Origin of the sequence: Streptosporangium canum (genome assembly GCF_900113865.1) — a bacterium.
GTDB lineage: Bacteria > Actinomycetota > Actinomycetes > Streptosporangiales > Streptosporangiaceae > Streptosporangium > Streptosporangium canum.
Window position 1 is genome coordinate 13409 of the sequence record NZ_FOQY01000042.1, and the last position, 26377, is coordinate 39785.

Genomic DNA, 26377 nt, shown 5'->3' on the forward strand with positions numbered 1-26377 from the left:
GGCGAACTCGGTAGAGCGATGGGGCCTGCCCCGCGTTTCACGTGGGGGGCCGTACCGAACTCGTCTCCCCCGCAGCTGGAGGCGAGCCCGAACCCACCACGCGACCGCGGGTGATCGGGGGTCATGCGCTGCCCATTTGAGCAATCGAAGCTCAGGGTCAGGTCAGACGGAGCTGAGTGTTCGCTGAAAATTCAATCACCGCGCGGTAACCGCAGGACATATCCCACGCCACGCAGGGTGTGAATGAGTCGCGGCTCAGTGACGTCGACCTTCCGGCGGAGGTAGGAGACGTAGGACTCGACGACCCCGGCGTCGCCGCCGAAGTCGTAGTTCCAGACATGATCGAGGATCTGCGCCTTGGAGAGCACCCGGCCGGTGTTGACCATGAAATAGTGCAGCAGCTTGAACTCGGTGGGCGACAGCCGTACCGGCGTGCCCGAGCGCCACACCTGGTGCGCCTCCTCGTCCAGCTCCAGGTCGCCCACCTGGAGGCGGGAGGGCAGGTCCAGGTCTCCTCGCGTACGGCGCAGCACCGCCCGGATCCGGGCGAGGACCTCCTCCAGGCTGAACGGCTTGGTCACGTAGTCGTCGGCCACGCGCAGACCCGCGACCTTGTCGTCGGTCGCGTCCCGCGCGGTCAGGAAGACCACCGGCATCTGCCCGCCCATCTCCCGCAACCGCCCCGCGACCGTGAAGCCGTCCATGTCGGGCAGCATCACGTCCAGCACGACGAGATCCGGGCGGATCCGCTCCGCGAAGTGCACGGCCTCCCGGCCGTCCGCCGCGGTCACCACCTCGAACCCGGACCTGCGCAGGCTGGCCGAGAGCAACTCGCGGATGTTCGGCTCGTCGTCCACGACCAGCAACCTGGCCTCGACTCTCTCCAGCACATTCATGAGGCTTGCTCACCCTGCTGGAACACAGCTCAGCTCCGGCTGAACGTTTCCTGAGAAAACGTTTCCCGCGGACGGAACCGTCACCGGCGGCCGCTCCCCTCGCTGATCGCGGTCGCGGTGATCGAACCGTCCTCGCCCCGGGGCCCCTGGACGACCACCGTGCCGCCGGGCTTGAGGTCGGCGACCTTGCCCTCCTTGGAGATCCGCACGGCCGTCCCGCCGCTGGTGTTCACGGTGACGACGGACCCGTCCACGGTCTTGACGTAGACCTTCCCGCCGTCCACCCGCTCCACCGTGCCGACGGCCGCCCCGCCCTGGCCACCTTGACCGCCCGGACCCCCCTGGCCTCCTTGACCGCCTTGACCGCCCTGACCGCCTTGACCGCCCTGACCGCCCTGACCGCCCTGCTGCCTGCCGCCGAACCCTCCGTAGCCGCCGGGCCCGCCCCCGTAACCGCCGGAGCCCGCGCCCTGGCGGACGGCCGCGCCCGGGGCGTCCGCCGCCCCCGCCGGGGCGCCCAGCGCCTTCTGCGCCTGGATGCCCACCACCACCCCGGCGACGAGCATCACGCCCGCGCCGAGCACCAGCGTGAGCGTGGAGAGGCCGCGCCGCGGCCGGACCGTCAGCGCATCCTCCAGGTCACCCGTGAAAGGGGAGGTCTCCAGCGACTTCCCGGCCGGGGCCGTCTCATCCGCGTTGCCGCCCATGTCTGTCTCCTTGCGTAAGCCGTAAAGGTCACTCGTGGCGCAGGGCCTGGATGGGGCGGAGCTTGGCCGCCCGGTTGGCCGGGTAGCTGCCGAAGAACAGCCCGATGCCCACCGAGACTCCGAGGGCCAGCGCGATCGAGGACGGCACGATCACGGGCTCGATGCCCGCGATCGTGAACCGGGTGCCGACGAACGCGATCGCCACGCCCGACAGGCCGCCCACCAGGCTCAGCACCGTCGCCTCCAGCAGGAACTGGCCGAGGATGGCGCTCCTGGGCGCCCCGATGGCCTTCCTGATGCCGATCTCCCTGGTCCGTTCGGTGACGGTGACCAGCATGATGTTGGTGATGCCGATCCCGCCGACCAGCAGGGAGATCGCGGCGACCGCGCCGAGCAGGGCGGTGAAGACGCCGATGGTCGAGCTGACGGTCTCCTGGAGGGTGGCCTGGTTCAGGATGCGGTAGTCGGCGGTGCCCGTGGGGGTGATGTCGTGCCGCTGGTTCAGGACGGCCGTCACCTCGGCCTGGGCCGACTCCGTCGTGCCGGCGCCGGTCGCCTGCACGATGATCGAGCCGAGCGCGCCGAACCCGGTCAGGCTCTGCTGTACGGCGGGCAGCGGCACGATCGCGACGTCGTCGGCGTCCTGCATCCCCGAGGAGCCCAGCTCCTTGAGCACCCCGACCACCGTGAACGGCACTCCGGAGACGCTGACCCGCCGGCCGACGGGATCCGCCGCGCCGAACAGCTCCTCGGCCACGGTCCGCCCGATCACCATGACCTTCCGGGCGGCGAGCACGTCGTCGTTGACGAAGTAGGCGCCGCTCGTGACGGGCTTGTTCGTCGCCTCGAAATAGCTCGGATAGGTGCCGACGAGCTGGGAGATCGTGTGGCTCGCCCCCTCGTGCACGGCGGTGGCCGAGGACGCGGTCACCACCGGGGACACGCTCCTGACCGACGGCGCCTGCTCCCGGTCGGCCAGCGCCCTGGCGTCCTCCAGCGTGAGCTGCCTGGCCTGCGTGCGCGGCCCACCGGCCTGGCCACCGCCACCGCCGCCTCCACCGCCGAAGCCGCCTCCGGAGAAGGAGGCGGAGATGGTGAGGGTGTTGGAACCGAGCCGCTGGATGCTCTGCTGGATGCTCTGCGAGGCCCCCTCGCCGAAGGCGACCAGCAGGATCACCGCGCCCACCCCGATGAGGATGCCCAGCGTGGTCAGGAAGCTGCGCAGCTTGTTGGCCGCGAGCCCGCGGAGGGCGAATCGGAGGATCTCGAACCAGCTCACGCGGGAACCTCCGGCATGCGGGGCGGGGGACCGTCGACGGGAGCCTGGCGGCGGTCCTCGACGATCTGGCCGTCCACCAGGCGGATGACCCGCTTGGCGTGCGCGGCCACGTCGTCCTCGTGGGTGATGATCACGATTGTCCGGCCCGAGGCGCTCAGCCGGTCGAGGATCTCCAGCACGTCACCGGTGGACGCGGTGTCGAGGTTCCCCGTGGGCTCGTCGGCGAGCAGGAGCGAGGGCGCGGTGACCAGCGCCCTGGCCACGGCCACCCGCTGCTGCTGTCCGCCGGAGAGCTCGTTCGGCTCGTGGCGGACCCGGTCGGACAGGCCGACCTGCTCCAGGGCCGCCAGGGCGCGGGCGCGCCGCTCGGCCGCGCCCACCCCGCCGTAGGCCATGGGCAGCTCGACGTTGGCGAGCGCGCTCATCCGGGGAATCAGGTTGAACGACTGGAAGACGAAGCCGATCTTCCGGTTGCGCAGGACGGCGAGCTGGCGCTCCTCCAGCGCCCCGACGTCGGCGCCGTCGATGAGGTAGCGGCCGGAGGACGGCACGTCCAGGCAGCCCAGGATGTTCATGAGCGTGGACTTCCCGGAGCCGGAGGCGCCCATGATGGCCACGTAGTCGCCCCGCTCGACGGTGAGGGAGACCCCTCGCAGGGCACGGACCTGAGCGTCGCCCTCGCCGTACACCTTCGAGAGCTCCTGGACCGACAGGACCGGGGTGGTCATCGGCCGCCTCCGCCGAAACCGCCCCCGGGACCGCCCACTCCGCCACGGCCGCCGCCCCCGCCGAGACCGGGGAGACCACCGCCCTGCTGGGTGGTGCCGGTGGCCGCCGGGCGGACGATCCGGTCGCCCTCGCCGAGCCCCGACTTGATCTCGGTGAGCGCGTCGCCCTTGACGCCGACCTCGACCTGGGTGGGCACCTGCCGGCCGTCCCGCAGGACGGTCACGGTGCTCCGGCCGCCCGCCGTGGAGATCACCGTGGAGGAGACGGCGAGCACGTTCTCGGCCTGCTCGACGACCACCTCGACCGTGGCCGTCTGGCCGAGCCTGACCTCGTCGGGGACCTCGGTGAAGGAGATCGTCACCGGATACTGGACCACGTTGTCGCTGGTGGCCGCGGTCGGCTGGATCTGGGTGACCTTGCCGGCCCCGGTGACGCCGGTCAGCGCGTCGAACCGGATCGAGGCCTTCTGGCCGACCTTGAGCTTGGTGATGTCGGACTCGGTGAAGCTGCCGACGAGCTGGAGCTTCCCGGTGTCGGCGAGCTCGATGAACCCGCCGGACCCGCCGGACCCGCTTGCCGCGGCGCCGGAACCACCGGCGCCGCCTGAGCCCGAGCCGCCGGAGCCCGAGCCGCCCTGAGACGTGCCCGCGGACGAGCCGGACGCGGTGGAGGAGCCCCCGACCGTGCCGTTGACGGCGGTGACCGTACCGCCGAACGGGGCCTTGATGACGGTGCCCGCCACGGTGCGCCGGGCCGCCCGGTAGGTGTTCCTGGCGGTGACGTACTGGGCGTAGGAGGCGGCGGTCGAGGTGTCGTCGTCCGCGGAGTCCAGGGCGGCGGCGGCCGCGTCCAGGCTCTCCTGGGCGGAGGTGTCGTCCAGCCGCGCGAGGATCTGCCCCTTGGAGACCCTGTCCCCGACCTTGACGTAGATCTTCTCCACCGTGCCGCTCGACCCGAAGCCGAGCGACCGCGCCCGGGCACTCTCCACGGCCCCGGAGGCGGACACCGAGGCGACCACCGTGCTCCGGGCCGCCGACACGGTCCGCACCGCGGCGTCGGCGGCGGAGGAGGCCGCCCCGCCGAGAGAGGAGTAGGCGATCCCCGCGCCGCCCAGCAACAGGACCCCGAGAGCCCCGTTCACGATCAGCGCTCTGCGCTTGGTCGACAGCTTCACAGAGTCGTACTGTGGCGGACTTTCCTTGGACGCAACCCCGGCTCCGGCTGAAGGTTGGCTGAAGATCGCGTACGGCGGCCGGAGATACGCAGGAAACCCTCAGCTGTTTGTGAGGAGAGAGTGAATCAAACAGACCAGGATGGTCCGTCATGAGACCGACCAAGCTCCCGAAGCCCCTGCGGACGGGAGGACTCGCTCTGGCCGCCCTCGTCCTGGTGGGCGCGGGTGTGTTCTACGCGCTTGACGACGGCTCGGCCCCGGCGCCCCGGGTGGAGCTCGCCTCCGCCAAGCGGGGAACGGTGACGGCCGAGGTGTCCGCGGCCGGCAACACCGTGGACGACGGCACCCGGGAGCTGGCCTTCGGCGGCTCGGGCACGGTCACGAAGGTCTATGTCAGGGCCGGGGACAAGGTCGGCAAGGGCGACGTGCTGGCCAGGATCGGCTCGGCGCCCGCACGCGAGCGCTACACCGCGGCCAAGGCGCAGCTCTCGGCGGCCCGGGAGGCGCTGGACGGAGCCGGGGAAGCGGCGACGGCGCAGCCCCAGGCTCAGGAGCAGAGGCAGTCCCAGGAGCAGAGCCGGCAGCAGGTCGACTCCGCCCGGCAGGCGGCCTGCGAACCCACGTCGTCGCCGGCACGCCCCACCGCCACCCCCGGCCCGAGCGGCACGGCCGGCCCCCGCCGGACAGCCGGACCGGAGAGCACGGCCGATCCGAGCCGCACCGCCGGTCCGGACGGCACGCCCGGCCCGGCCCGCACGTCCACGACGGCCGGATCGGAGCGTCCGGTGGCGGTGGCCCCGGCCGGCGGGATCGCACCGGCCCGGTACTCCCCCGATACGGCGCGGACGCCGTCCTCGACGCCGACCCCGACCCCGTCGCCGACCCCCACCGACGGCCCCCCGGAGCCCGCGCCGACGGTGACCGTCACCGTGACGGCGACCCCGACCGTGACCGTGACGGCCACGGTCACGGCCACGGCCACGGCCACGGTGACCGCCACGCCGGGCACGAGCCGTCCGCCCGCGAGCACGGACCCCACGCGTCCCGGCCCGGCGCCCAGCCTGACGGCCGGGCCCAGCGAGCACCCCGGCCCCAGCTCGTCGGCCAGGCCCACCCCCGCCGCGCCCCCGACCGCCAAGCCCGATGCGAGCTTGGAGCCGACCGTCGGCCGGACTCCCGGACCGCGGTCCACCGCATGCCCGGGACAGAGCACCAGCCGCCGTTCCGGTCAGAACGACGGCACCGGCCAGCCGAGCGCCGACAGCGGCGGTGCCAGCCGGTCGGGCACCGGCACCGGCACCGGCGGGCAGCGGACGCTCAGCGTGGAGCAGGCCGAGGCCGACGTGAAGAGGGCGGAGGCGGACCTGACGGACGCCCGGGAGGAGCTGGCCGGTGTGCGGATCGTCGCCCCCGCGGACGGCACCGTCCTGTCGGTAGCCGGGACGGTCGGCGACAGCGTGGGCACCGGCGCGTTCCTCGCGCTCAGTGATCTCGACGAGCTCCAGGTGGAGGCGCTGTTCACCGAGTCGGACATCGGGAAACTGAAGCTGGGACAGCGGGCGGCGATCACGCTGGCCACCCGGGAGGGCGAGGAGTACACCGGTACGGTGACCCGCATCGCGCCCACCGCGACCACCACCGACCGGCTGGTGAGATACGGGGTCACGGTCGCGTTCGACGAGGCTCCGGCCGGTCTCATGGTCGACCAGACCGCCACCGTCAGGGTGACCGTCGCCGAGTCGGAGCAGGCGCTCTACCTTCCGGCCCAGGCCGTGCGGTCCAAGGACGGAGCCTCGGTGGTCACCGTTCAGGGCGGCGCCGAGCGTGTGGTCAGGACCGGGGTCCGCGGCGACCGGTACATCGAGATCACCTCGGGTCTGCGGGAGAACGACCGGGTCGTGCTTCCCGGCGGCACGGCCACCGGAGGGTTCCCCGACAGCAGCTGGCCGGAAGGCTCCTGACGGCGGTCTCCCCCGATCCGCCGGGATCAGTCGTATTCGGGGGCCAGGGGGAGGGCGACCCGGAACGTCGCCCCCTCGCCCGGCGCCGACTCCACGTCGACGGTGCCGCCGTGGGTGTCGACGATGGCCGCGACGATGGCCAGGCCGAGACCGCTGCCGCCGTCCTCGGGCGCCCGGCGGCCACGGGCCGAGTCGACGCGGTAGAACCGCTCGAAGACGCGCTCGCACTGCTCGGCGTCGAGTCCCGGGCCTTCGTCGGCCACCTCGATGACGGCCATGCCGTCCCGGGCGGAGAGCGCCATGTGCACGGGGGTGCGGTCCGGCGTGTGGGTGAGCGCGTTCGTCATCAGGTTGCCCACGACCTGGCGGAGCCGTACCTCGTCGCCGGAGACGATGAGCGCGGCGCCGTCCACCGAGAGCGTGATCTCGCGGACCGGGGCGAGGATGCGCGCGTCGTGGACGGTGTCGGCGGCGATGGCGAGCAGGTCCACCGGGCGCATGGCCACCGGCCGCTGCTGGTCCATCCGGGCGAGCATCAGCAGGTCGTCGACGAGCAGGCCCATCCGGACCGCCTCGGACTCCACCCGGCGCATCAGCGGCGCGGCGTCGATGTCGGGCGCCTGCCGGTAGAACTCGGCGAAACCGCGGATGGAGGTCAGCGGCGTGCGGAGCTCGTGCGAGGCGTCGGCGACGAACCTGCGCATGCGCTCCTCGGAGCGGCGGGCCGAGGCCTCCGACTCCGACCTGGCCCGGAAGGCGGTCTCGATCTGGGCGAGCATGCCGTTCAGCGACTGGCCGAGGCGTCCGACCTCGGTGCGCGGATCGGCGTCGGGGACGCGGCGGCTCAGGTCCCCGGCGGCGATGGCCTGCGCGGTGCGCTCGATCTCCTCCAGCGGGCGCAGGCTCCGCCGGATGATCATCACGCCCACCCCGGCGAGTGTCAGCATCAGCCCGCCTCCGCCGAGCAGCTCCACCAGCGCGAGCTGGCCGACGATCTGCCGGACCTCGACCATGTCCACCGCCACGAGGAGGGTTCTGCCGTTGTCCAGGGGGGCGACGCGGACCCGCCACTCGCCGCTCTCGAACAGGCCTGGCCCCTGGCCGACGGGCACCCGCAGGTCGGGCTTGCCCTCCACGTCGACGCCGCTGAGCTGGAGGATGGTCACGCCCTTGGCGTTGCGGAGCACCAGCCTGGTGTCGGCCGGGAGCGGCTTGCCGATCAGCGTGACGGCTCCGCGCTGCAGGCGGCGCAGCGTGGCGTCGGTGGTCAGGTCCATCTGGCTGTCCACGCGGTCGATCAGGTAGCCGCGCATGATCGAGACGCTGCCGATGCCGATGAGAGTGAGCGCGATGGCCAGCAGGACCAGGATGACCGCGATCAGCTTCACCCGCAGCGGGGTCCCGTTCATGGTCATTGGGCAGGTGGGAGGCGGAGAACGTAGCCGACCCCGCGCAGGGTGTGGATCAGCCGGGGGTCGACGTTGTCGATCTTCCGGCGGAGCACGGAGATGTAGGACTCCACGATCCCGACATCGCCCCGGAAGTCGTAGTCCCACACGTGGTCGAGGATCTGGGCCTTGGACAGCACCCGGCCGGCGTTCGCCATGAAGTAACGCAGGAGCTTGAACTCCGTCGGCGACAGCGCCACGGCCCTGCCCCTGCGCCACACCTCGTGGCTCTCCTCGTCGAGCTCGATGTCGGCGAAGGTGAGCCGGGGCGGACGGGCCAGCAGGTCTCCCGCGCCGGTACGGCGGAGCACCGCCCGGATCCGGGCCACGACCTCCTCCAGGCTGAACGGCTTGGTCACGTAGTCGTCCCCGCCCACCGTCAGCCCGCGAATCTTGTCCTCGGTGGCGTCACGCGCGGTGAGGAAGACCACCGGCGTGTCGGTGCCGCCGCCGCGCAGGCGTCGCACGACGTCGAACCCGTCCATGTCGGGCAGCATCACGTCGAGCACGATGAGATCGGGGCGGTGGCGCTGGACAGCGGCGACGGCATCCGTGCCGTTGCCTGCCGTGTTCACCCCGAACCCGGCGAATCGCAGGCTCGCGGCCAGCAGTTCGAGGATGTTGGGCTCGTCCTCGACGATCAGCAGGCGGGCTTCGGGTGAGTCGGTCACGGGTTTTATCTTCACTCGCCCACATGAAAAAGCAGTTAACGGGTCAACACAGAGGTTAACCCCACGATATGCCTGGCGATTGCCAAACTCGACGTCGCCGCCGGCGAGGGGGCGTTCCGCACCAGCGTGACGCGGCCGTGCACGTCGATCGCGAAATCGTCGAGCATGCTCCCGTCCCTGGCCACGGCCTGGGCCCGGACTCCCCCGGCGGTCCTGACCAGATCGGCCCTGGTGAGCTCGGGCACGTAGCGGCGCGCGGCCGCCAGGAAGGACCCCTTCGCCATGGAGCCGAGCACCTCCCGCACCCCGGTCCGCCAGTGCCGGGCCGCCAGCCGCCGGGTGCCCTCCCAGGCCAGGATCCGGCGCAGGTCGGTGAGATCGACGTCACCCCAGGAGTAGCCCTCCAGGGCCAGCGCCATGACCGCGTTGGGGCCGACCAGCACCTCGCCGTCGATCCTGCGGGTCAGGTGCACGCCGAGGAACGGGTAGCGGGGGTCGGGGACCGGGTAGATCAGCCCGCGGACCAGGTCCTTCGACGCGCCGGCCAGCGCGTAGTACTCCCCCCGGAAGGGGACGATCCGCACGTCGCCCGCGCCCCCGGCCATCCGGGCGACGGTGTCGGTGCCCAGCCCGGCGCAGACGATCAGCCGGTCGAAGCGCAGCCTGCGCGACCCGGCCAGCACCTCCACCCCGCTCGCGGTCTCCCGCAACGCGCGGACCGGGTGGGAGAGCAGTACCGAACCGCCCGTCTCCGCCACGTCCAGGGCCAGACGGCGGGCGACGGCGGGGAAGTCGGCGATCGCGGTGTGCGGGGAGTGCACGGCGGCCACCCCGACGGTGTGCGGCTCGACCTCGCGCAGCGCCAGCGCGTCCAACTCGGCGATGCCGGGGACCTGGTTGGCGCGGGCGCGCTCGGCGATCCTCCGCAGCCCCGGCCGCTCGGCCGCGGTGGAGGCGACGACGAGCTTGCCCACCTCGTCGTAGGGGATGCGGTGCTCCGCGCAGTACTGCCGGAGCAGGGCCATGCCCTCGCGGCAGAGCCGGGCCTTGAGCGAACCCGGCTGGTAGTAGATCCCCGCGTGGACGACCCCGCTGTTGTGCCCGGTCTGGTGGGCTCCGACGCGGTCCTCCTTGTCGAGGACGGTCACCGTGGCGCCGCGGGTCCGCGCCACCTCCCTGGCCACCGCCAGGCCGACGATTCCCGCACCGACGATCCCGATGTTCACCGCGCGACCTTACCGGCCGGCACGCCGGCCTTCCCAGGGGCGAGATGCCCTTCCTCAGCGAGCCAGCGCAGCGAGTCGGCGATGGTCTCCCGGACCGGACGCAGGCTCATCCCGAGCGCCTCCAGGGTGGGGGCGTCGAGGGTCGGCACCATCGTGACCATCATCTCGGCGGCGTCCCTGGTCAGCGGGTAGCCGATCGGCCTGATCCGTTTCACGGCGTCGAGCACGGCCGCCGCGCCGCGCAGCGCGGCGGCGGGGACCCTGAAGCGGCGGCAGCGACCTCCGGTCGCCTCGTCGCAGGCGTCGGCGAGCTCCGCCCAGGTGAGGTGGTGCCCGCCGAGCATGAACCGGCGCGGCCCGCGCCCCGGCTCCAGGCAACGGGCGAGCGCGGTGGCCAGATCGCGGACGTCGAGGACGCAGACGCCGCCCGCGGTGATCGGCCAGCCCTGCGCCAGCCCCGCGCGCAGCCCGTCCATGAGCGCGTCGAGCGAGGGCTGGTACGGCCCGGCGACCCCGCCCGGGTAGACGACGGTGACCGGGTCTCCCCGTTCCTGGAGCCGCCTGGCGTAGCGCTCGCCGGAGACCTTGGTCCTGCCGTAGGCGTTCCTGGGGGCGGACAGCGGGCTCTCCGCGGTGATCAGGGGCCCGACCGGCGGCACGAAGACCGCGACGGTGGAGACGTGCACGATCGGGTCGAGCCCGAGCGCGGCGGCCTGGCCGAGGACGTTCTTCAGCCCGGCCACGTTCGTCCCCACCAGGTCGCCGGCATGGCTGACGACCCCGATCTCGGCAGCGGCGTGAATGACCGCCTCACACTGTTCGAGCGCGTTCCGTACGGCTTCCGCGTCACGGATATCCGCCTCATGCAGGGGGACCATACCGCCGACCCCGACATCGGCCAGGACTTTCCGCGCCTTTTCCGGATTACGCACCAGGAGAAGCGGCTCGTGTCCGGCGGCGACAAGTGCGGCAACCGCGTGTGAGCCGACGAACCCGGACGCTCCGGTCACCAGGACGCGCATAGTCGACAGTTAACGGCAATCCTCTCCGGAGGAGAAGAGGGATGCCCCGTCTCGTTAGTAATCGTAACCATATGTAGGCAAGCTTTACCCACCCCGAGCAGGCAATACGCTGATACTCCCGCACGCGGAACCGCGCTGCGGACATTCGTTTCGGGGGAAACAAATGAAAAGGTCACATGCCGGGGCTCAGCGGCCCCCGCGTGTTCTTCTGCTGGGCGTCGCGGCGTCGTTGGCCGCCGCCTCCGTCTCCGTCCTCGCCGCCCAGCCGGTCTCCGCCGCGGAGGCTGCCGAGGCCACCGAGGCGGAGCCGTGCGCGGTGGTGAACGGGGGTTTCGAGGAGCCCGGCGGTCTGCGCGGGCAGGGGCACCTGCGCAAGGACGTCCCCGGCTGGCGCACGTCGTCGAGTGACGGTCTCATCGAGATCTGGGGGGCGGGCAACCACGCCGACCCGATGGACTTCACCGTCCCGCCGGACACCGGCGACCAGTTCGCCGAGCTGAACGGGACCTCGGTGTCCACCCTCTACCAGGACATCCGGACCGTGCCGGGCTCCACGGTCGACTGGAGCCTGGCGCACCGGGGGCGGACCAGGACCCAGGGCGGCCAGGACGTCATGCGGGTCCGCATCGGGGGCGTCGTGCAGGTTCCGGAGGGGCAGGACTCACCCGACATCGCCGACGGCGGCGACACCTGGGGTCACTACGGCGGCAGCTACACCGTCCCCCGGGGACAGCGGGTCACCCGGGTGGAGTTCGTCTCGGTCTCGTCCGGGACGGGACGGCCGAGCTACGGCAACTTCCTCGACTCGGTGTCGACCTCCTGCGCGTCGCCGAACCAGCCGCCCACCGCGCCGTACCTGGTGCTGTCCGGATCGGTGGGACAGACCCTCGACGGCTCCCTCACCTCGGTGGACCCCGAGGGCGGAGAGGTGACCTACAGCGCGACCACCCCGGTGCCGTGGCTGAACGTGACGGTCCGCCCCCACGGGACGGTGGTGGCCAGGGCGATCAGGCCGGGTGTCCACCAGGTGCCCGTCAAGGCCTGCGACGAACGGGGCGCGTGCGCCGACGGCAGGGTCGTCGTCGTGGCCTACCGCCGTACCAGGCCGCTCGCCAGGTCGCTCGCCGACCTGTACCCGATGCAGTCGGCCACGCCGCCGGCGGGCCCCTTCCCCGCCGGCGCCGTCGGCAAGGACCGCCGGATGCCGTGAGAACGGACCGCCCGGCCGGGACCGTCCCGGCCCGGCGGTCGCAACGACGGCTCAGAGCTCCCTGAACGCTCGGACGGGGCTCACCGGAGCGGGACCCGCGAGATGAGATCATCGGGCGCGACCGGCCGGGCGGGATCGACGGCCGGCCTCACCGCATCCGGCCGAGGGCCGACCTCACCGCATCCGGCCGACAGCCGACCTCACCGCATCCGGCCAAGGGCCGGCCTCACCGCATCCGGCCGAGAGCCGCCCGCAGCCGGCGTACGTCCCCCAGCCTCGCCTCGTAGGTCGCGCCGACCACGACGAGCAGCAGCCCGCCGGCCGCCATCGGCACCCACCTCGGCACCAGCACGACGACCTGCGCGATCCACGGCGCCAGCTCGTGCAGGGCGACGGCGGCCAGGGTCAGGCCACCGAGCAGCGCGGGGGCCTGGAGCCGGAGACGGGCTCCGGCCAGCAGCACGGTCAGCGAGACCACGCCGAGCAGCAGCGGCCGGACCCAACCGGCGCCGGCGAGCATCGCGATCATGCTGGGGAGCAGGCTGGAGGCGAGGCCGGACCCGTAGGCGACCCACGAGGAGGTCTCCCGGCTCCTGGCCCGCCACCAGCCGAACACCAGCAGGACCAGCGAGAACGGCACCGTGTAGGCCTCGACGACGGTGATGTCGGAGGCGAGCAGCCGCAGCCATGAGGCCACCAGCAGGAAGCCGGTCCCCACGTATCCGGCCCACCGCCGGTCGGGCCGCAGCGCCGTACCGGCCATCAGCACGCCGACGACCGCGCAGGCCAGCGCGGCGAGCGGCAGGTCGGCGGCACCGAGCGACAGGCCCACGGCCGCGAGGGCGTACCCGGCCGTCTCCGCGCCGATCGCGAACACCGCCGTCCTGAACCCGCCCGCCACCGCCGCCGCCAGGCAGGCCACCGCGAGCACGCCGAACGCCGCATGCCGTACCGGCCACTCCAGCGCCAGCGCGGCGGCGAGAGCCTCCCCGCCGGCGAGCGACGTCGCCAGCGCGGCCCCGGCGATCCGTACGGCCTTCGCCCGGCCGTGGAAGGCGACCAGTCCCGCGATCACCGCTGTCACCGGCAGCACGACCAGCGTGGCGGGCCTGCTCATGAGCGCCCAGGAGAGCGCGATCGAAGCCGTCCACAGCGCCGCCACACCGCCCCACGCCCAGTCCGTACGGCTCCGCGCGGCCATCCACGCCGGCGGGCCGAGCCCCGCGACGAACAGCCCCACCTCCAGCCCGTACGGCAGGCCCACCGAGACGGGCAGGACCGTCAGCGCCACCGGCCAGGCCGCCACTCCGGCCCTGAGCACGCCTCCGCGCCCGGCTACCTGCCAGGAGAGCAGCACCGCCGCGACCGCGACGAGAATCGTGATCACGATGAGGAGCGGGTGGCGGCCGCCGGAGGCGGGCAGAGGGGTCCACGGCAGCGCGAGGGGGCGGTAGAACCCGAGGATCTCAGCGAGGGCGGCATGCACGGGAAGCAGCGCCAGCGTGGCGAGCACGGCTCCCAGCACCAGCCCCGTCACCCTCCGAGGATCATCACCCCCCTGCACGGCGGGCCCGTCCACAGTGGCCTTCTCCACAGCGGGCCCGTCCACGGCCTCCACAGCGGGCCCGTCCACGGCCTCCACAGCGGGCCCGTCCGCGACGGGCCCGTCGGCCACAGGCCCGTCGGCCACAGGCCCGTCGGCCACAGGCCCGTCGGCCACGGGCCCCACAGCAGATCCTCCGGCCACCCCGTGCGGCGCGGACACCGCAGCCGGTCCCCCGGCCGCCTCGCGCGGCGCGGACACCGCAGCCGCGACGGACCATCGGCGGAGGGCGAGGAGACCGGCCGGCAGGGCGCCGATCGCCAGGGCCAGCGCGAGTCCTTCACCCACCGGCTGCCATCCTGTCCCGACGGACACCGCCCAGATCAGCCCGGTCGCCGACAGTACGGCCATCGCCAGGGCGGCCGCCGCCGCCCACGGCACCCGGGCGATGAACACCGCCAGGCCGCACGCGGCCAGCAGGACGGCGAGCGCCGCGTACGTGGTGGTCCGTTCGGCGAGCGCGGTGACCACCGCCAGCGCGGCGACCGGCCCGGCCGCCAGCGTGAAGGCTCCCGCCCATCGCGGCCGCCGGGCCAGGGTCAGGCAGGCGACGAGCGTGACGGCCAGAGCCAGCAGGACCGCGAGACCCGCCGCGCGGCTCCAGCCGAACGCGACCGGGGTGACGGCCACCGCGACCGTGCCGACGGCCAGGGCGACCGGCCGCAGGGACGCGTGTCCCCGGCGGGCCATCGTCACCGAGGCCACCGCCAGCAGTCCCAGCACGACCACCCCCTCGGGGAACGGCGAGATCCACCGGTCTCCGACGACCTCGTTGACGCTCGACCAGACGCTGCCCAGCCGGTTGAACGGTGTGAGCAGCGCGGAAGCCACCGCGGGGAGGAACGGAAGCGCGGTGAGCGCGGCCAGCGTCGCGGCGGAGGCGGCACCGGCCGAGCGGACCCGGGGATCGTTCAGACCGGGCAGACGGAGGGCGGCCACCGCGACGGCCAGCGCCGCGACGGTGTGCGGGACGGCCCACCAGCCGGCCGGGAGCAGCGGCCAGACCGGGGCGGCCAGACCGGCGGTCAGCGCGAACGCCGCCCCCGCCGTGAGGACCCTGAGCCGGCCCGTGGCCGTCCGGGGCGCGACGGCCACGCCGATCACGGCGAGCGCGATCAGCAGCGTGCCCTTGATCGAAGCGGTGAACAGGCCGTCGGCGCGGGTGAAGTCCATCAGCCCCAGGGACGAATCCAGGGATCCGTGGCCCACGCCCAGCGTCCACACCACGCCGAAGCAGAGTCCCACCGTCACCCGGACCCCGGCCCCACGCCCCGGCCCGGCACCATCCGGCACTTTCGCGAGCCCCGCCGTACCCGCATCACCCGGCACCGCAGGACCGGTCAGCCCACCACCACCCGGCACCACGGGGCCCGCCGTACCCGCATCACCCGGCACCGTCGCGGGCTTGTTCCGGCCGTGGCCGAACACCAGGAAGGCGGCGTCTGCCGCCGCGGTCGCCGCGAGAGCGGCGGTGAACCAGGGGGCCGTCTCGCTCAGGGCCAGCAACGGGAGTGGGAACTGGGCGAGCACGATGGCGACCGGCGGCGGCAGCCTCAGCGGGAGCAACCGCGAGTATCCCGCCACGACGAGCGCGATCAGGGCGATCAGCAGGGCGGCATAGTCGAGCGCGGCGATGCGATCGGCCCCGGCCAGACCGACCCGCCGGGCCGCGTAGCCGTCGAGGAAGAGCAGGGCGACGCCGAGCACCGCGATGGTCTCGGCGGTGGCGACGAGTTCTCGCTTCACCAGGAGCTTCGGCACGACGAGGGTCAGCACGGTGATCCCGGCGAGGATCGCGGCCCGCCCGCCGATGCCGATCTGCCCCCAGCTGACCACCGTGAAGACGACGGCCGCGACGGCCAGCAGCAGACCGCCGAGCACGAGCAGCAGATTCTGCACGGCCTTCGGCGAGAAGTCCCGCCGTGGCGAGGCTGCGGGAGGACCCGGCTGCCCGGGGGCGGGAGCGGCCGACTGTCCAGGAGCGGGAGGCCCTGCCGGGGCCGGGTGGGGACCCGTTCCGGCAGGGGCGGGCCGTACGCCGGAATCGCTCCCGGCCGGGCGGCCCCGTTCGGCCCGGAGCAGGTCGAGCAGCCGGCCACGCCGGATCAGGAGATCCGCCTCCCGTGCCCGCAGCCCGGCCAGTGCCCTGTCGAGCTGCCAGAGTTCGGCGGCCACAGGTCCCCGCAGGGGCAGCGCGCAGTGCGGGCAGCGGTCGTGGGCCCTGACGATGGCCACGCCGCACTCCGGGCAGTTCACTCCCGGTGGGAGCCCTGAGCCGGGAGGGGGACTCTGATCGCGCATGACATGAAGGATGCCGAGCGCGGGTCGCCGTTGGGTTACGGAGTGCTGTCCAGGTCTCCCTACGGGTACCGCGCCGGCCGGATGCGGCACGGACCGGCTACAACGGATACGGCACAGGCCGGAACCGCGCAGGCCGGAGCCGCACAAGCCGGGACCGCGCAGACCAGAGGCCACACAAGCCGGAACCGCACAAGCCGGGACCGCGCAGGCCAGAGGTCACACGGGCCGGGGGCGGCTAACGGGTGCGGCGGGCGATGAAGGTGATCACGCCGGTGGCTCCCGCCGCGACCGCCAGCCAGGCGGCCACGACCGAGCTCGGCACCCCGGCGTCCTCGTCCGCCTTCGTGTCGGCCACCAGCGTGGTGGCCCCCTCGGAGCTCCGGGCGGCCGTCGGCGTGGGAGCGGGCTTCGGGATCGTCTCCCGGAGGACCTCCGGCGGCAGCGGCACCCGGTAGACCGGGCTGCCGACCCCTTCGCTGCCGGTCAGCAGCGCCCTGCCGTCGGCCGTGTAGGCGATCGACTCGGCCTGCTCCAGGGGCGGCATCGACACCCGGGCGATCTGGTCGCCCGGAGCGCGGTAGACGGTGGCGGAGAAGTAGGTGCGGATCACGAAACTCGACCCGTCGGGGGCGTAGGCGGCGTCGGTGGCCATGATGGGCGCGGAGCCGACCTTGCGCAGGACGTTGACCTTGTCGGTGCGCAGCCGCTTGGGCGCCGCGTAGACCGAGCCGGAGAACTCCTTGCTCACGATGTAGAGCCGCCCGGTGCGGGGATGCACCATGACACCCTCGGCGTTGTGCCCGCCGTCCTCGTAGCGGAACCGGTAGCGCACGGCGGGCAGCACGGCGTCGCGCAGCGTGGTGGGCTCCGTCACCTTGTAGACCGAGATGTCGGGCCAGGCGCCGTCGAAGTTGTCGCCGATGTCGGCGAACCAGAGCACCCCCGCCCCGGTCTCCGGGTCCCGGGACGCGGCCATCCCCTCCCAGTCGCGGGCCGCCGCCCCCTGGAGGGTGAACGTCGCGCGGGTCCGCCCGTTGGAGCCGACGGCGAAGAAGACCGGCCCGGCCGAACTGTCGTTGTGGGTGTAGTAGACGTTCTTGCGCGTCGGCGAGACCGCCAGCCCGCTCGACTCGGTGATCCGCCTGTCCTTGAAGGTGAAGAAGGGCGAATCGCCGTCCGCCCACGCTCCGCCCCCCGCGAACACCGCTGCCCCGGCCAGCACGGCCACCGTGATCACGCGGATCATGACATTCTCCGGCCTACTCCCCATTCAGCCATCATGCCCTGACCGCGGGAGCGGGGGGCGCCGTGGAAGCCCCTTGTCCACATCAAGGTCACCCCCGCATTGCCGAAAGCGGATTTCCGGAGGCGGAGGCGAAAGGGCACGAAAAGCGGGACGCCGGGGAGAGGGACTCCGCCCGGATTCACCCTTCGGCCACGTCAGGACAGACCGTTGCCGATCAATGGACGTCCGGTGGAAGGCACCCGAGGGCGGTGCTCGCCTGGAGTGCACTCCAGGTCCATAGGGTGGACGCATGGATTACACGCAGCTTGGCCGTACCGGCCTGAAGGTCAGCCGCCTCTGCCTGGGCACGATGAACTTCGGCCCCGTGACCTCGGAAGACGACTCCTTCGCGATCATGGATCACGCCCATGAGCTGGGAATCAACTTCTTCGACACAGCCAACGTGTACGGCTGGAAGAAGGGCGAGGGCATCACCGAGAACATCATCGGCCGATGGTTCGCCCAGGGCGGAGGCCGCCGCGAGAAGACGGTCATCGCCACGAAGCTCTACGGCGACATGGGCGACTGGCCCAACGACGGCCGCCTGTCCGCGCTCAACATCCGCCGCGCCGCCGACGCGTCGCTGAAGCGGATGCAGACCGACTACATCGACCTGTACCAGGCCCACCACGTCGACCGGAGCACTCCGTTCGAGGAGTTCTGGGAGGCCATGGACATCCTCAAGCAGCAGGGCAAGATCCTCTATGTCGGGTCGTCCAACTTCGCCGGCTGGCACATCGCCAAGGCCCAGGAGGCCGCGGCCCGGCGCAACAGCCTCGGCCTGGTCTCCGAGCAGTCCCACTACAACCTGATCGTCCGGGCCCCCGAGCTTGAGGTCATCCCGGCGGCCGAGGACTACGGCCTGGGCCTGATCCCGTGGAGCCCGCTCGCGGGCGGCCTGCTCGGCGGCATCCTCCGGAAGATCGACAAGGGCCGCTCCGCCTCGGAGAACATGGTCAAGGAGCTGGACAAGCACCGCGACAAGATCGAGCAGTACGAGGCGTTCTGCGACGAGCTCGGCGAGGACCCGGCGAACGTGGGCCTGGCCTGGCTGCTCCACCAGAGGGTCGTCACCGCGCCGATCATCGGTCCGCGCACGCTCGACCAGCTCGACGGCACCACCAGGGCCCTGGAGATCAAGCTGGACGACAAGGCCCTCGCCCGCCTCGACGAGATCTTCCCCGGATTCAAGACGGCCCCCGAGGAATACGCCTGGTAGCCGAACCGACGAAGCTCTGTAGGCTGTTCTTGACAGACAGACCGCGTCTGTCTAATTCGCCGAAGAGGCCCCCGGTTTTCAGGGGGCCCTTTGCGTTATGGGCCTTAAGCCCCTGGTCGCTCCCTCCCTTCGTCATGTGCGACTCAGAGAGATTGGCGACGTAGGGAAGCACCTGCAACCAGGGGATATGGCCCTCGGTAGGGCGCGGTATCAGGGCACGCCTGAGGCCGGCCGAGGAAGGGGCTTGTCCTACCAGGGAAGTCGAGTCGGAGAAGAGCAAGAGCTTCTTTGCGTTGTGCGGCCAAGTCAGCCGAAGGCGAGCATGCGGAAGGCGCTACGGATGGTCATGAGAGGCTTCCGGTCACAACTGTAGAAGAACTTGTTTGTCAGCAGGACAGCCCACCGACCTTGCAGGAGCGGGGCGCGCTTTTGCGTTGCTCCCGCTCAACCCAGCCAGAAGGCGGCGAGTGACCATGTCTGGGCGCCGCTTGTGGAGCCGTCGTGCGGCGCGAGCTCGGTTGGCGCGATGTATCCCTGGCCGGGCTCCAATCGGATGCGCAAGCACCGCAGGGGCTGCCCGTCGGCGACGTATTGACGCACGTCGTCGGTGTGCGGGTAGTGCTGCTCCTGGTCCCGGCCGAGCGCCCTGCAGATCTCCAGGATGTCCCGGTCACCGACCAGGAGGTAGCGGGTTCCCGGCCCGAAGTTGATGCACAGCCGACGGCGACTATTCTGCCGGACCGGGTACGGCAGCCGATCCCAGTTGTCCACGTGCAGTCCGATCCTGTAGCTGATCGTCGTGTCCTCGGTGGAGGTGAGCAGCCCGGCCGGGCTGCACGAGGAGACGTGACGCCTGCGTGGCCAGCGGCCACCCAGCGGGTCGAGAGCGGCTGCGGCGTCCACTCGGGCTTGGAGATCGTCGGAGGTGAAGACCGGCAAATCCTGGCTAACCAGTTCGATCATCATGCTGGGTGGGGTGGCGGCGGCGGGCCGGAGACGGTCGGCTTCCGCGCTGCTGAGGGGTATCCAGTCCCCCTGGGGGACGACGGCCACACCGTCGTCATAGCCCGGCGCGTCGCCCGCCTGCCTGACGTGCCCGATCTCGATGCGTCCCTGGATGTCGCTGAACTGGTCGAACCGCAGCCGTACGCCCATGTCTCCGCCTCCTTGATTGTCGAGGTCCTAACCGAGGGTGATCTCCTGCTCGGCTGCGAACGCCTCGGCGAGGTCCTGGAGCTGTGACCGATCGATGATGATCTTTTTGAGCGCGCTCACGCCGCGAAGGCCGGACAGGTCGTTGCCGCGCAGGTCGCAGCCGCGGTAGGTGCCGCCGTCGAACTCGGTCAGATGCAGGTCGCACTCGTTGAACGCCACGTCGCTCAGGTCGGCTGCGGAGAACCTCGCCTCACGCAGGGAACAGGACGAGAAGATGACCGGCCCGGTGGCGCGTACGCCAGTGAAGGCGGCGAGGTCGAGCCTGCACCGCTCGAAGACCACGTCATCGAGCGTGACCTGCTCCCACGCAGCGCCGAGCAGCTTGCAGTCGGTGAACGTGACCCGGGAGAGCTTGCTGTCCTCCCAGTGGAGGCCGGACAGGTCGCAGCCGGAGAACTCCACCGAGTGCAGGCGCAGCTCGTCCAGGCGGGCCCGCTGGGTGGTGAGGCCGGTGACGCGTCCGTCCATGAGCTGGGTCCCCGACAGGGACAGCTCGCGCAGACGGGCGTCGCCGTATCGGAAGTCGCGCAGCTTGCCGTGCTCGCCTTCCAGCGAATCGACCTCGTCCAGGTCCGCATCGTCCAAGTCGGGCAGCGTAACGCTCGTCTGGCGTACGGCGCGTGTGTCCATCGTCTTGCCTTCCAGAGTGGAGATGCGTGGTCCCGTCGTGGGCGCGGGGGGCACCGCGCCCACGACGGTCCTCTGCTACTTCTTCTTGCTCCAGTTGTCCCAGCTCGGCTTGTTGTCGAATCCGCCCTTCTTGCCGTTGTCCCAGCTCGGCTTGTTGTCGAACTTGGCGGCCTGCAGCGGGTCGGAGTTCTCAAGGGTGCAGATGCCGATCAGGTCGTCGACCAGGCCGATGGTGTGCGGCCCCAGGCCCGCCAGGAAGTCCAGGAGGGACTCGGGCTGCTCAATGCCTTCGGTCCCTACAACGGCGATCAGGGAGAAGCGGATGCCGTGGTCACGCAGGCGGCCGATGCCGCGCACGATCCGGTCGAGGGCAGGCCGGCCGCGTAGATCCACCCGTCGGGCATTCAGAGCCGCCGGGCCGTCGATACTGACGCCGACACGGACCTGGTGGCGGGCGAGCAGGTCGCACCACTCGTTGTCGATGAGGGTGGCGTTGGTCTGCACGCTGTGCTGGATCCGGCCCGCGTGACGCAGCTCCTCGAACGGCGCGAGCAGCGCGCTGAACTTGCGCAGGCCCAGGGCCAGGGGCTCCCCGCCGTGCCACACGATGTCCAGTCGGCCGCTGCGATCGATCAGATCCGCAGCCGAGTCGGCAACGGCCTGGGCGACCTCGGGGGACATCTCACGGCTGAGGCGCCGGAACGGCAGATAGCAGTACACACAATCGAGGTTGCATAGCGTGGTCGGCTGTAGGACCAGTGTCCCCGGTCGGCCGAACCACCGATCGAACTCTAATCGTCCTTCCATCTCATGCGTTCCTTTCATGAAGGGAGAAGGAGCCGTGGTGCCCGCGGCCACGAGAGGGCTGTCGTCCTCCGCGCACCCCTGCGGGGATGAAGGGCGGTTCGTCTCGTGGCCACGGGGTTGTGCCTGGCGGGCCTCGCCGGCGGGGCGGGAAGTGGGCCAACCGGTGGGGATGAATGAGGCCCGCCAGAGTTTGGTATCGGCCATCAGTACGCGCCATCCCATAGACGGCGGTGCACGGTGGTGTGGGACAGGCCGGTGCGGTGCCGTCCGGGCGTGCGGGGGTGTCCGATCACGAGGTCACTCGCCCGGCGATCTCCTCCTGCTGGTCGACCTCGGCCTTCAGGTCGTCGAAGGTGTCGGCGTCCACGCCGGGCTCGGCTCCGGCGCGCAGCGCGCCCGGGGGGAACGCCTTTTCGCGGAAAGCCCAGAAGCGGCCCTGGTCGCTGCGGATCAGTCGCCAGCCCGGAATCCTGAGGATCACGGACTTGGGCATCGTGGATCTAGCATTCTCCATGGATCGGACCTCCATCCGATCAAGGACCCGTCCGGTCGTCGCAAGCGCCGGGCGGGTCCGCTTTGTGCAGCGGGAAAGGTGTTCGGGCGCCGTATGAGAGGGATGGCTGCAGGGCAAAGCGATCCTGACCTCACGCCCACCACAGGTCATCGGCCTTCACCCGTCTTTACGCCGATAAATGACAGCGGAATTTCGGCTGAGGAGGGTCCGAATAACAGGGTGGTGCGTTCGTCGTCCACGCTGCTCAAATTACGGAGACCGGGGCACGTTGCGTATGGGGTCAAGGTCCTCAGGGTGGTCAAAGTGGTCAAAGATCATTTGCTTGGTTCGGGCAACGGGACTTCTGGTCATTCGTCTTAAGAGCGTCGATGCCGGCGACTAGGGTGATCAGCACAACGCGGGAGCTGGTCTTCCGTAAATGCAGGTCGATCAAAGTGGTCAAAGATCCGTTTGGCATGCGGAGGCGACTATGGCGCGCGAACGAAATGAGCGGCTTGCCGTACTTCTCTTAGAAGCGGGCTGGTCGCGGGCCCAAGCAGCGAGTGCGTTCAACCGTGTCGCCCAGGAGAGCAACTTGCTCGATTACGCGTGCATCGGTCGCTCCCACGTCAGCATGTGGGTAAGCGGGACGAAGCCATCAGGTGCGGCACCCATAATCTTGTGTCAGGCACTGTCCCGTCGTCTGAGGCGTGTCGTCACACCGGATGAGCTCGGGTTCGCAGTTCCCAATACGCCGGCACAGGAAGCGCTGGAGTGGCGCGTCGATCCGTTGATCGCGCTGACCGACCTGGGGAGAACGGACGTGAACTCAGACCGCAGAAGCCTTCTGAGCGGGGCGGTGTACTCGGTGGCCGCGCTCGCCCTGCCAGGTCAGGGGTGGTGGGAGAAGATGGCCGGGCAGCCGCCCGCGCCGACGAAGCACCAGCGTGTCGGGCGCGGTGATGTGGCGACCGTTCAGGAGCTCACCGCGGCCTTCTCCCGGATCGATCAGCGACGCGGCGGCGGTCACGGCAGCAAGGCCTTGGTGCAGTACCTGCAGTCGGACGTCGCTGCTTTCCTGCACGGGACGTTTCCCGATGAGCAGGTACGGCGCGACATGTTCTCCGCCGCCGCGGAGCTGGCCTACCTGTCGGGTTGGATGGGGTTTGACAGCGGCGAGCACGCTCTGGCGCAGCGGTACTTCATCTTGGGCGTGAAGCTGGCCGCTCGTGCTGACAATGCGCCGTTGACCGGTCACATCTTGCGCGCCATGGCGCATCAAGCCATCGATCTCGGGTTCTTCGCGCAGGGCCTCGATCTGTCGACGGCCTCCGTGCAGGGCCAGTGCTATGCCATGGCCACGCCCCGGGAGCGGGCGCTGCTCAGCGTCGTTCACGCCCGCGCTCTGGCTGCGAGCGGCAGCAAGCAGGCGGCGGCCAAGGCTCTGCTGAGGGCTGAGGACGATCTCGCCTCCGCCAGCGCGGATATCGAAGAACCGCAGCGCACGTTCTTCTTCGGGGAAGCCTCGCTGGCGCACGAGACCGCATGTACCTTGCGGGACTGCGGTGACCGCCAGGGCGCTATCCGCCAGTTTCGACGCAGCGTCCGGACCCGAGGGGATGCCTTCCGTCGTACGCACGTAGTGACGCTCGGATACCTGGGGGCGACGCAGGTCGTCACCGGCGGCGTGGAAGAGGCGTGTGCCACCTGGAGCGCCGCTCTGGACGCAATGGAGGAGGGCATCTACTCGGGGCGGGCGCGGCAAGCGGTCGTTGACATACGCAACCTTCTCTCCCCGTACCGGCGCCGCGGGATATCGGCGGTCGCTGAACTGGACGCGCGAGCCGCCGCGTATCTGACCCACGTAGATTGATCCCGTCACGAGTCACGGCGAAGGAATGAGGGCGCGCGCATGGCACAGTCGCTGGAGATCAAGCCCATCGGCATCGTTGTCGGCGGACGCGCTGAGCCAACCGACGATCACTGGGGTGAAACGGCGATCATCCGTCTGAACCCGGACTTCCCCGTCGAGGTTGTCCAGGGCCTTGAGGAGTTTTCCCACCTGCTGGTCGTCTGGCACTTCCACCAGGCTTCGCCTGGTGATGTCGCTCTGCACGCTCGGAGCCCGCGCAACGATCCCAAATGGCCGGCTACGGGAACGTTCGTTCACCGCAACCATCGCCGACCGAATCAGCTTGCGCAGTCCTTCCCGCGGCTTTTGAAGGTTGATGGTCTGGACTTGCATGTGACCGACTTGGATGCGATCGACGGCAGTCCTGTTTTTGATCTTGCGCCGTATTTCAAGGAGATGGGGCCGCGCGGCGAAGTGCGCGAGCCCCGGTGGCCGGGTGAGATGCTCAAGAATTACTGGGACAACCCGCAGAACTGAGCCCGGGTGACCCTCCCTCGTACTGTGGAGATCTGACCTAAGGGAAGGTCGGATCATGGGAGAGACCAAACGTAGTTTCGATCCGGAGTTCCGTGCGGGTGCGGTGCGCATCCTCCGGAAGATCGACAAGGGCCGCTCCGCCTCGACGAGATCTTCCCCGGGTTCAGGACGGCCCCCGAGGAATACGCCTGGTAGCAGGCTAGGAGACCAGGGCGCCGATCACCACGAGCAGCACGAGCAGTGCGAGCACCATGGGCAGCAGCCAGCGTCGAGGACGATCCACGCCCTGGAGCTTAGCTCCGTCCACCGGGGGCCGGGGCCACCAGGGGGTATTCCGCGACCGTCTCGTAGCGGACCGCGGCTCCCAGATGGCTTCTCACCAGGTGGACGGCACCGGCCTCCCAGCCGGTCCCGGCGAACGACCCGAAGTCCTCGACCAGGCGCCGCAGGTCGGCGTCGGCGCGGGACCTGGCCAGGGTCAGGTGCGGCCGGAGCCGCCGCCGGTCGGCGTGTACGGCTCCCGCACGGAGCGCTCCCGCCCCCAGGGAGTCGGCCAGCCGGACGAGCCGGGGGCGGCAGCCGTGCACGCCGGTCCAGAAGACGCGGGCCCGGTGCGCCGAGGGAAAGGCGCCCGCGCCGAGGAGCGACAGCGTCATCGGCGCGTAGCGCGACGCGGCTCGGGCGAGCCGCGTCTCCAGGTCGGGCAGCACCGCCTCCGGCACCTCTCCCAGGAACGACAGCGTCACGTGCCAGGTCTCCGGGTCCGGCCAGCGGAGACCGGGCCACGCGGCGCGGTGGGGTTCGAGGGCGCGGCCGAGCTCGTCACGCACCCGCCGCGGCAGCGGCAACCCCACGAACAGCCGCATGCGACCTCCTGCCGATCACCCTGGTCAGCATTATCGCCGCCCCGGTGCCCGCGAGGGTGAGCACCCCGCCGATCATGACCCCCACGCGGGGACCGCCCATTTCGGAGATCCAGCCGAGCAGCGGCGCGCCGATCGGGGCGCCGCCGGTGAACACCAGCACGTAGATACCCATCACCCGGCCGCGCATCTCCGGTGAGGAGGCGAGCTGCACGCTGGTGTTGGCCGCCGTGTTGACGGAGATCAGCGCGACCCCGGCGGGGATGAGGAAGAGCAGGTAGAGCGGGTACCACGGGGCCAGGCCGGTGGCGATCTGGAACAGGCCGAACGACACCGCGCCGCCGATCAGCAGCTTCCGGCTGGGCCGTACCCGCCGGGCCGCCATCAGCGCACCGCCCAGCGCGCCCACCGCGAACATGCTGGAGGCCATGCCGAAGGAGGACGCGCCCGCGCCGAAGACCCCGCGGGCCATCAGCGCGATGGACATCGAGAACGACTGAGTGAACAGCGAGACGAAGGCGACCAGCAGTATCGGCAGCAGCAGGTCCGGACGGTCCAGCACGTAGCGCAGCCCCTCGCGGAGCTGGCCCTTGGCCCTGGGCACCGGGTCGGGCGCGGTCAGCTCCGAGGTGCGCATCAGCGCCAGGCCGCTCAGCACGGCGACGAACGACAGCGCGTTTATCAGGAACATCGGACCGGTGCCGCCGAGCATGGAGATCAGCACGCCCGCGACGGCCGGACCGACCACGCGGGCCAGGTTGAAGCTGGAGGCGTTCAGCGCGACGGCGTTGGCCAGGTCCTTGCGGCCGACCATCTCCACGACGAAGGACTGGCGGGTGGGCACCTCGACGCAGGAGATGAGGCCGAGGACGAAGGCCATCACGTAGACGTGCCAGAACTGCGCGTTGCCGGTTACGACGAGCAGACCCATGGTCAGCGCCAGCACGCCCATGAGCGACTGGGCGACCATCAGCAGTCGCCGCTTGGGATAGCGGTCGGCGAGCATGCCGCCCCAGAGGCCGAACAGCAGCAGCGGCAGGAACTGCAGCGCGGTGGTCACTCCCAGGGCGACGGCGCTGCCGTTCGTCAGGTCCAGCACCAGCAGGTCCTGCGCGGTGCGCTGCATCCACCCGCCGACGTTGGAGATCACCCCGCCGATCGCGAACAGCCGGTAGTTGTGGTTGCGCAGCGAGCGGAACATCCCGCCCCGCGCCTCGGGCACGGCCTGTGCGGTGCCCGTCTCGACGGC

General features: G+C 71.0%; 22 protein-coding genes. 5 read left to right on the forward strand and 17 right to left on the reverse strand.

The genetic code is table 11. From position 1 onward, the window contains the following. Positions 1–191: 191 nt before the first annotated feature. The 5 genes from BM085_RS37495 to BM085_RS37515 all read right to left on the reverse strand — a co-directional run bounded on the left by BM085_RS37495 (position 192) and on the right by BM085_RS37515 (position 4785). Positions 192–896: a response regulator transcription factor gene (locus tag BM085_RS37495; protein ID WP_031169984.1), complete on the reverse strand. Its 705-nt coding sequence runs from the start codon at positions 894–896 to the stop codon at positions 192–194. Between the two features lie 80 nt (positions 897–976). Beyond that, positions 977–1603 carry a hypothetical protein gene (locus BM085_RS43820; protein WP_143121249.1) on the reverse strand — a complete coding sequence of 209 codons (627 nt, stop codon included), beginning with the start codon at positions 1601–1603 and terminating at the stop codon, positions 977–979. A gap of 28 nt (positions 1604–1631) precedes the next feature. Further along, complete coding sequence (locus BM085_RS37505) at positions 1632–2882, reverse strand: ABC transporter permease (protein WP_093891532.1); 1251 nt, start codon at positions 2880–2882, stop codon at positions 1632–1634. Then, positions 2879–3610 carry an ABC transporter ATP-binding protein gene (locus tag BM085_RS37510; RefSeq protein ID WP_093891533.1) on the reverse strand — a complete coding sequence of 244 codons (732 nt, stop codon included), beginning with the start codon at positions 3608–3610 and terminating at the stop codon, positions 2879–2881. The genes BM085_RS37505 and BM085_RS37510 overlap by 4 nt, the downstream gene beginning before the upstream one ends. Beyond that, positions 3607–4785, reverse strand: coding sequence for an efflux RND transporter periplasmic adaptor subunit (locus tag BM085_RS37515; RefSeq protein ID WP_093891534.1), 1179 nt, complete (start codon positions 4783–4785; stop codon positions 3607–3609). Before BM085_RS37515 ends, BM085_RS37510 begins: the two co-directional genes overlap by 4 nt. Before the next feature lie 149 nt (positions 4786–4934). Between BM085_RS37515 and BM085_RS37520 the strand changes: the two genes are divergently transcribed. Beyond that, on the forward strand, positions 4935–6746 hold the full coding sequence (locus BM085_RS37520) for an efflux RND transporter periplasmic adaptor subunit (protein ID WP_093891535.1): 1812 nt from the start codon (positions 4935–4937) through the stop codon (positions 6744–6746). Between the two features lie 26 nt (positions 6747–6772). On the opposite strand, the gene BM085_RS37525 is transcribed toward BM085_RS37520, so the two are convergent. From BM085_RS37525 to BM085_RS37540, 4 genes are read right to left on the reverse strand one after another with little or no spacing between them, the layout of a single operon-like run. After that, positions 6773–8161 (reverse strand): sensor histidine kinase, encoded by a 1389-nt coding sequence (locus BM085_RS37525; protein WP_245789921.1) that lies wholly within the window; start codon positions 8159–8161, stop codon positions 6773–6775. After that, positions 8158–8865, reverse strand: coding sequence for a response regulator transcription factor (locus tag BM085_RS37530; protein ID WP_093891537.1), 708 nt, complete (start codon positions 8863–8865; stop codon positions 8158–8160). The genes BM085_RS37525 and BM085_RS37530 overlap by 4 nt, the downstream gene beginning before the upstream one ends. A 35-nt stretch (positions 8866–8900) precedes the next feature. Further along, entirely contained in the window at positions 8901–10091 is a 1191-nt protein-coding gene (gene lhgO, locus BM085_RS37535; protein WP_093891538.1) for an L-2-hydroxyglutarate oxidase, read from the reverse strand. After that, entirely contained in the window at positions 10088–11113 is a 1026-nt protein-coding gene (locus BM085_RS37540; protein ID WP_093891539.1) for an NAD-dependent epimerase/dehydratase family protein, read from the reverse strand. Before BM085_RS37540 ends, lhgO begins: the two co-directional genes overlap by 4 nt. A 163-nt stretch (positions 11114–11276) precedes the next feature. Between BM085_RS37540 and BM085_RS37545 the strand changes: the two genes are divergently transcribed. Continuing rightward, on the forward strand, positions 11277–12323 hold the full coding sequence (locus BM085_RS37545) for a hypothetical protein (protein WP_143121250.1): 1047 nt from the start codon (positions 11277–11279) through the stop codon (positions 12321–12323). 226 nt (positions 12324–12549) lie between these two features. Here BM085_RS37545 and BM085_RS37550 read toward each other — a convergent pair whose 3' ends face one another. Together BM085_RS37550 and BM085_RS37560 are read right to left on the reverse strand one after the other, a co-directional pair. Continuing rightward, positions 12550–16161, reverse strand: a complete 3612-nt coding sequence (locus BM085_RS37550) for an SCO7613 C-terminal domain-containing membrane protein (protein WP_143121251.1) — start codon at positions 16159–16161, stop codon at positions 12550–12552. Between the two features lie 301 nt (positions 16162–16462). After that, positions 16463–17473: a hypothetical protein gene (locus tag BM085_RS37560; RefSeq protein WP_093891543.1), complete on the reverse strand. Its 1011-nt coding sequence runs from the start codon at positions 17471–17473 to the stop codon at positions 16463–16465. Positions 17474–17762: 289 nt separating this feature from the next. Here BM085_RS37560 and BM085_RS37565 point away from each other — a divergent pair, with 289 nt between their 5' ends. Further along, positions 17763–18731, forward strand: coding sequence for an aldo/keto reductase (locus BM085_RS37565; RefSeq protein ID WP_093891544.1), 969 nt, complete (start codon positions 17763–17765; stop codon positions 18729–18731). Between the two features lie 444 nt (positions 18732–19175). Here BM085_RS37565 and BM085_RS37570 read toward each other — a convergent pair whose 3' ends face one another. The 4 genes from BM085_RS37570 to BM085_RS37585 all read right to left on the reverse strand — a co-directional run bounded on the left by BM085_RS37570 (position 19176) and on the right by BM085_RS37585 (position 21897). Next, positions 19176–19886, reverse strand: coding sequence for a hypothetical protein (locus BM085_RS37570; protein WP_093891545.1), 711 nt, complete (start codon positions 19884–19886; stop codon positions 19176–19178). Between the two features lie 27 nt (positions 19887–19913). Next, entirely contained in the window at positions 19914–20531 is a 618-nt protein-coding gene (locus tag BM085_RS37575; RefSeq protein ID WP_177245469.1) for a pentapeptide repeat-containing protein, read from the reverse strand. 120 nt (positions 20532–20651) lie between these two features. Next, positions 20652–21605, reverse strand: coding sequence for a multiple cyclophane-containing RiPP AmcA (gene amcA / locus BM085_RS37580; RefSeq protein ID WP_342742929.1), 954 nt, complete (start codon positions 21603–21605; stop codon positions 20652–20654). Between the two features lie 67 nt (positions 21606–21672). Beyond that, positions 21673–21897 carry a hypothetical protein gene (locus tag BM085_RS37585; protein ID WP_143121252.1) on the reverse strand — a complete coding sequence of 75 codons (225 nt, stop codon included), beginning with the start codon at positions 21895–21897 and terminating at the stop codon, positions 21673–21675. Between the two features lie 469 nt (positions 21898–22366). Between BM085_RS37585 and BM085_RS37590 the strand changes: the two genes are divergently transcribed. Next, positions 22367–23749, forward strand: coding sequence for an NsdA family TPR-like regulatory protein (locus BM085_RS37590; RefSeq protein ID WP_093891549.1), 1383 nt, complete (start codon positions 22367–22369; stop codon positions 23747–23749). Positions 23750–23788: 39 nt separating this feature from the next. Continuing rightward, complete coding sequence (locus tag BM085_RS37595; protein WP_093891550.1) at positions 23789–24265, forward strand: SAM-dependent methyltransferase; 477 nt, start codon at positions 23789–23791, stop codon at positions 24263–24265. 293 nt (positions 24266–24558) lie between these two features. On the opposite strand, the gene thpR is transcribed toward BM085_RS37595, so the two are convergent. After that, a complete protein-coding gene (gene thpR, locus BM085_RS37600) occupies positions 24559–25131 on the reverse strand; it encodes an RNA 2',3'-cyclic phosphodiesterase (RefSeq protein ID WP_093891551.1) in 573 nt (190 codons plus the stop codon). Next, complete coding sequence (locus tag BM085_RS37605; RefSeq protein WP_342742930.1) at positions 25088–26350, reverse strand: MFS transporter; 1263 nt, start codon at positions 26348–26350, stop codon at positions 25088–25090. The genes thpR and BM085_RS37605 overlap by 44 nt, the downstream gene beginning before the upstream one ends. Between the last annotated feature and the right edge of the window lie 27 nt (positions 26351–26377).